Annotated in this window: 5 protein-coding genes; 1 reads left to right on the forward strand and 4 read right to left on the reverse strand. The window is 73.4% G+C overall.

Annotation, left to right across the window (positions count from 1 at the left end):
• Positions 1–29: 29 nt before the first annotated feature.
• Entirely contained in the window at positions 30–2,471 is a 2,442-nt protein-coding gene (locus tag ABD345_RS25775; RefSeq protein ID WP_344555070.1) for an HAD-IC family P-type ATPase, read from the reverse strand.
• A gap of 86 nt (positions 2,472–2,557) precedes the next feature.
• Complete coding sequence (locus tag ABD345_RS25780) at positions 2,558–2,827, reverse strand: DUF2530 domain-containing protein (RefSeq protein ID WP_344555072.1); 270 nt, start codon at positions 2,825–2,827, stop codon at positions 2,558–2,560.
• Positions 2,828–3,065: 238 nt separating this feature from the next.
• On the opposite strand from ABD345_RS25780, the gene ABD345_RS25785 reads away from it, so the two are divergent.
• A complete protein-coding gene (locus tag ABD345_RS25785) occupies positions 3,066–4,529 on the forward strand; it encodes an NCS2 family permease (RefSeq protein ID WP_344555074.1) in 1,464 nt (487 codons plus the stop codon).
• A gap of 55 nt (positions 4,530–4,584) precedes the next feature.
• On the opposite strand, the gene ABD345_RS25790 is transcribed toward ABD345_RS25785, so the two are convergent.
• Both ABD345_RS25790 and ABD345_RS25795 read right to left on the reverse strand, forming a co-directional pair.
• On the reverse strand, positions 4,585–4,752 hold the full coding sequence (locus ABD345_RS25790) for a hypothetical protein (RefSeq protein WP_344555075.1): 168 nt from the start codon (positions 4,750–4,752) through the stop codon (positions 4,585–4,587).
• Positions 4,753–4,773: 21 nt separating this feature from the next.
• Positions 4,774–6,093: a type III PLP-dependent enzyme domain-containing protein gene (locus tag ABD345_RS25795; protein ID WP_344555079.1), complete on the reverse strand. Its 1,320-nt coding sequence runs from the start codon at positions 6,091–6,093 to the stop codon at positions 4,774–4,776.
• Positions 6,094–6,327: the final 234 nt, after the last annotated feature.

Genomic DNA, 6,327 nt, shown 5'->3' on the forward strand with positions numbered 1-6,327 from the left:
ACGGCGAGAGCCCCGCCAGGGGCTCTCTGTCAGGGGTTCCGTTCGACGAAGATCCGCGAGGTGACCTCCAGCAGGCAGCCCGCGATCAGGGCGATCGCGACGCCGGTCAGTGGGTCGCGCCAGCCGACGAGTTGGAGCTGGAAGAAGTCGGCGAGCCAGGGGACCACCAGGACCAGGGCGAACGCGCCCGACATGGTACCGATCAGCAGCAGGCGCCACCAGGTGTAGGGGCGGGCGACGATGGCGAGGACCCAGATGGCGGTGATGAACAGGGTCAGGGTGGCGACCGAGGTGTCGGCCTTCAGGGTGGTCTCGTCGTCGCCGCGGGCCAGCGCGTACGCGGTGAAGGTCGCGGCGCCGCAGACCAGGCCGCCGGGGACGGCCAGTCGCAGGACGCGGCGGACGAAGCCGGTGCGGGCGCGCTCGTTGTTGGGGGCGAGGGCGAGGAAGAACGCCGGGATGCCGATGGTCAGCGAGGACAGCACCGTCGAGTGCCGGGGCAGGAACGGGTACGGGACCTGGGTGAACACCACCAGCAGGGCCAGCAGCACCGAGTAGACGGTCTTGACCAGGAACAGCCCGGCGACGCGTTCGATGTTGCCGATCACCCGGCGGCCCTCGGCGACCACCGAGGGCAGGGTGGCGAAGCGGTCGTCCAGCAGCACGATCTGGGCGACGGCCCGGGTGGCGTCCGAGCCGGTGCCCATCGCGACGCCGATGTCGGCGTCCTTGAGGGCGAGGACGTCGTTGACGCCGTCGCCGGTCATCGCGACGGTGTGGCCCTTCGACTGCAGGGCGCCGACCAGGGCGCGCTTCTGCTGCGGGGTGACCCGGCCGAAGACGGCGGTGCGGTCGGCGGCCTCGGCGAGCTGCTCGGGGTCGGTGGGCAGGGTGCGGGCGTCGGTCGCGGTCTCGGCGCCGGGCAGGCCGAGGTGGGCGGCGACCGCGCCGACCGAGACGGCGCTGTCGCCGGAGATGACCTTGGCCCGGACGTCCTGGGAGCGGAAGTAGCGCAGGGTGTCCGCGGCGTCCTCGCGCAGCCGCTGCTGGAGGACCAGCAGGGCGAGCGGCTCCAGTCCGGCGGCCGGGTCGGGGTCGTCCAGCGGGAGCGGGCTGCGGCCGAGCAGCAGGACCCGCAGGCCCTTGGCGCCGAGCTCGTCCACCTCGGCGAGCGCGGGGGAGCCGGCCGGGAGCAGCACGTCGGGGGCGCCGAGCAGCCAGCTGCCCTCGGTGCCGCCGGGCTCCAGCAGCTGGACGCCGCTCCACTTGCGGGCGGAGGAGAACGGGACGGCCTCCAGCAGCCGCCAGCGGCCCTCCGGCGGGGGCCCGTACGCGTCGATGACGGCCTGCATGCTGGGGTTGGGGCGGGTGTCGGCGGCGCCGATCGCGCCGAGCGCCTCGGCCAGGACGGCCTTGTCGGCCCTGTCGGTCTTGTCGGTCGACGGCGTCCCGTCGGACCCGGCGAGCGGGCGGAGGTCGACCAGGTCCATGCCGCCCTCGGTGAGGGTGCCGGTCTTGTCGAGGCAGACGGTGTCGACCCGGGCCAGGCCCTCGATCGCCGGGAGCTCCTGGACCAGGCACTGCTTGCGGCCGAGCCGGATCACGCCGATCGCGAAGGCCACCGAGGTGAGCAGCACCAGGCCCTCGGGGACCATCGGCACGATGCCCGCCACCATCCGGCGCACGGCCTCCTTCCAGTCGTTGCGCTGCACCGCGAGCTGGCTGATGATCAGGCCGATCGCGGTGGGGACCAGCAGGTAGGTGATGAAGCGCAGGATCTGGTCGATGCCGGTGCGCAGCTCGGACTTGACCAGGGTGAACCGGCTGGCCTCCTCGGCGAGCTTGGCGGCGTACGCCTCCCGGCCGACCTTGGTGGCGGTGAACGCGCCCGCGCCCGCCACCACGAAGGAGCCGGACATCACGTGGTCGCCGGGGTGCTTGAGGACGGGGTCGGGCTCGCCGGTCAGCAGCGACTCGTCGATCTCCAGGCCGTCCGCCTCGGTGACCGTGCCGTCCACCACGACCTTGTCGCCGATGCCGAGCAGCACGGTGTCGTCCAGCACGATCCCGCCGGCGGTGACCTGCACGGCGGCGCCGTCCCGGCGGACCTGGGGGCGGGCCTCGCCGATCAGCGCGAGGCTGTCCAGGGTCTTCTTGGCGCGCATCTCCTGGACGATGCCGATCGCCGTGTTGGCGACGATGACCAGGCCGAACAGGCCGTCCTGGATCGGGCCGACGACCAGGATGATGCCGAACATCACCCCGATGATCGCGTTGAACCGGGTGAACACGTTGGCCCGGACGATCTCCCGCACCGAGCGGCTGGAACGCACCGGGACGTCGTTCAGCTGCCCGCGGGCGACCCGCTCGGCGACCTCGGCCGCGCTCAGCCCGGGCTGGTACGCACCGCCGGCCCCGGTGGGGTGCGCGCCGGGGCCGTGCGGGGCGGTGCCTTCCGCTGAGTGCGTCATGGCACCGACTCTAGGTGGGCGTTTTGTCCGGTGCGTCCCGCCTCGGGGCGGATTCCGGCCGGACGGGTGGCGGGGTCCGGGCGGGGCTAGAGCGCGGGTTCCCCGGCGGCCTCGGCGGCGCGGGCGCGGCGGATCGCGGCGCGGCGGGCCGTGCAGTACTTGAGGCCGATCAGGCCGAGCAGCCCGCCGGACAGGCAGATCCACGGCCAGGTGCCGTGCCCGTGGTCGGAGAGCCACCCCTGGAACGGCACCAGCGCCACGAAGCCGACGAACCAGAGCACCGTGCCGGTGCCGACGATGGCGACGTCGTTCCCCTCCAGGGGCGGGGGAGCGGTGCGCAGTGCGGTCTTGGGCATGGGCCCTAGCCTAAGGGGCGGGCCCGGCACTCCGGCAGCGGCGGTCGGCTCCGCGGGGCCGGTGCGCACGCAACCCGGGAGGCCCGAACGTGACTGATCATGACCGCAATGGGTCGAATCTACGCGCGAAGATGGCGCGTGCACGACCGGAATCGACATACTGATATTTCCCCAACAAACCCCCCAACCTTGCTTCGCCCGGTCTCCCCCGGCCTCCCCCCGATCGAGGACCCCCGACATGTCTCCGCAGGCCCAGTCGACCACCGCGTCGCCCGAGCCCTCCCAGAACGCGCCGCAGCCCCCGTCCGGCGCCCTGGACCGCTTCTTCAGGATCTCCGAGCGGGGCTCCACCCTGCCCCGCGAGATCCGCGGTGGTGTCGCCACCTTCTTCACGATGGCGTACATCCTGGTGCTCAACCCGATCATCCTGGCCTCGGCCACGGACATGAACGGCGCCCACCTCGCCGGCGGGCAGCTGGTCACCGCGACCGCGCTCACCGCCGGCCTGACCACCCTGCTGATGGGCGTCATCGGCAACGTCCCGATCGGCCTCGCGGCCGGCCTGGGCGTCAACACCATCGTGGCGCTCCAGCTCGCCCCCAAGATGACCTGGCCCGACGCCATGGGCATGGTCGTGCTGGCCGGCTTCGCGATCATGCTGCTGGTCGCCACCGGCCTGCGCGAACGCGTCATGAACGCCGTCCCGCTCGGCCTGCGCAAGGCGATCGCGATCGGCATCGGCCTGTTCATCACCCTGGTCGGCCTGGTCGACTCCGGTTTCGTCACCCGGATCCCGGACGCCGCCCACACCACCGTCCCGCTCCAGCTCGGCGTCGGCGGCCACCTGCACGGCTGGCCGGTGCTGATCTTCATCGTCGGCCTGCTGCTCACCATGGCCCTGGTCATCCGCAAGGTGCCCGGCGCGATCCTGATCTCCATCGCCGTGATGACCGTCGCCGCGGTGATCATCCAGCAGGTCGCCGACCTCTCCGCCGAGGCCTGGGGCCTGACCGTCCCCACCTGGCCCGGCAACCCGGTCTCCACCCCCGACTTCGGGCTGGTCGGCCACTTCAGCCTGTTCGGCGGCTTCTCGCACGTCGGCATCCTCACCGGCATCCTGTTCGTCTTCACCGTGCTGATGAGCTGCTTCTTCGACGCGATGGGCACCATCCTCGGCGTCGCCGACGAGGCCCACCTGCTCGACGAGAAGGGCGACCTGCCCGGCATCAACAAGATCCTGATGGTCGACGGCATCGCCACCGCCGCCGGCGGCGCCACCTCCGCCTCCGCGAACACCTGCTTCGTCGAGTCCACCGCCGGCGTCGGCGAGGGCGCCCGCACCGGCTTCGCCTCGATCGTCACCGGCGCGCTCTTCATGCTCGCGCTCTTCCTCACCCCCCTCGCGACCATGGTCCCCGCCCAGGCCGCGACCCCCGCCCTGGTCACCGTCGGTTTCCTGATCCTGGCGAACTCCATCAAGGAGATCGACTGGTCCGACTTCACCATCGCGATGCCGGCCTTCCTCACCATCGTGATGATGCCGTTCACCTACTCCATCACCAACGGCATCGGCTTCGGCTTCATCGCCTTCTGTCTCCTGCGCGTCGCCGCCGGCCGCGCCCGCACCGTCCCGGTCGCGCTGTACGGCGTCGCCGCCGTCTTCGCCTTCTACTACCTGATGCCGGCCCTCGGCCTGCTCTGACGCCCCACCCGCGAACGGCCCTCCTCCGCGTGCTGCGGGGGAGGGCCGTTCGTCGTCAGGGGGTGCGCAGGAGCGGGGCGAGGCGGGTGGTGAGGAGGGTGGCGGCGGGGAGGAGGTGGGCCGCGTCGGGGGTGCGGGCGAGGAGGATGACGATGACGACCAGCAGGGTGCGGTCGGCGGGCGGGAAGCGGCGGGCGGGGCGGGCGGGGCGGGTGCGGGACATGGGCGGTCCTTCGTCGGAGGGTCAGGCGCCGGTGCGGGCGACCAGGTCGTCGATGCTCTGGGCGGGGCGCAGGGTCTCGAAGCGGACGGTGCCGTCGGGGGCGGTGCTCGCGCCGTGGACGGCGGGCTCGGGCAGCGAGTTGTACGCGAAGTGGTTGCTCGGGTAGTAGGCCCCGCAGTCGAGCAGGCAGTACAGGTCGCCGGGGGCCAGCAGGGGGAGCGGGCGGGCGCGGGCGACCAGGTCGCCGGCGAAGCAGCACGGGCCGGCCACGTCCTGGGGGACGGGGGCGCCGTGCTTGGCGGCGCCGGAGGGGTGGTGGGTGCTGATCCGCAGCGGCCAGCTGTCGGGCATGAAGACGGTGCGGGTGGCGACCTGGGCCCCGGCGTGGCCGATGGCGATCGGGCGGCCGCCGGCCACCTTGGTGTACTCGACGTACGAGGCGACGAAGCCGGACTTGGCGAGCACGGAGCGGCCGAACTCGGTGGTCAGCCGGTAGCGGCCGTCGAACAGCACGGGGGCGTGCGCGCGCAGCCGCTCCACGTAGGCGTCCCAGCCGGGGGCGGTGCGGTCGTCGGCGAAGTTGACCGGGAGACCGCCGCCGAGGTCGATGCCGGTGACCTGGCGGCGGCCCAGCTCCCGGTTGATCCGTTCGGCGAACGCGGCGGTGGTGGCGATGCCGGTGGCCATCAGGCCGAGGTCGATGCCCTGGGAGCCGACGTGGCAGTGCAGTTCGGTGAGCCAGGGGCGGGCCCGGAAGGCTTCGACCAGGCGGGCCGCGTTGCCGGTGTCGGCGAGCGGGACGCCGAACTTGGAGGTGGCGGTGGCGGTGCTCATCGCGGCGATCCGGCCGCCGCCGACCTGCGGGTTGATCCGGACGCCGATCCGGGAGGAGCTGACCCGGTCGGCCAGCAGGGCGTCGACGCGGGCGAGTTCCTGCCAGTTGTCGATGTTGACGCTGACGCCGAGGTCCAGCGCGAGGGCCAGTTCGGCACGGGTCTTGGCGGGGGAGTCCAGCACGATCAGCTCCGGGGGGAAGCCCGCGGCCAGCGCCTGCGCGAACTCGCCGGGGCTGGCCACCTCGCACCCCATGCCCAGCTCGCGCAGCCGGCGCAGCACCGGCCCGAGCGGGTTGGCCTTGGCGGCGAAGGCGTGCCGCACCCCCAGTTCGGCGGGGAACGCGGCGTGCAGGGCGGTGACTGTCCCGGCGACCGCGTCCAGGTCGAGGAAGGCGGCCAGCGGGGCCCGCTCCGGGTCGAGCAGGCCCTGCCGGACGGCCGCGCGCAGGACGAGTTCGCGCCGTTCGGCGCTGATCAGGGGCGTGGAGGGGCGGTTCTCGGGCATGGGGACACACTCCGCACGGATCGGGCTCGGGAGGGAGGGGCCGGACCGGCGGACCAGCGCCGGGGCCGTGCCTCCAGGATGGCCGCGGCGGCGGGGGCCGAGTAGTACCGGCCGGGCCGGGTTTCCGGGGTCGGCCCGGCCGCCGCGCACCGCCGGCGGGGCCGGTCCCGGCCGGTGCGGTGCGCGGCGGCGGACCGGGCGGCGCGCGGCGGCGCGGGCGGCCCGGGCACGGCG

It is taken from the genome of Kitasatospora saccharophila (genome assembly GCF_039529925.1).
Lineage (GTDB): Bacteria > Actinomycetota > Actinomycetes > Streptomycetales > Streptomycetaceae > Kitasatospora > Kitasatospora saccharophila.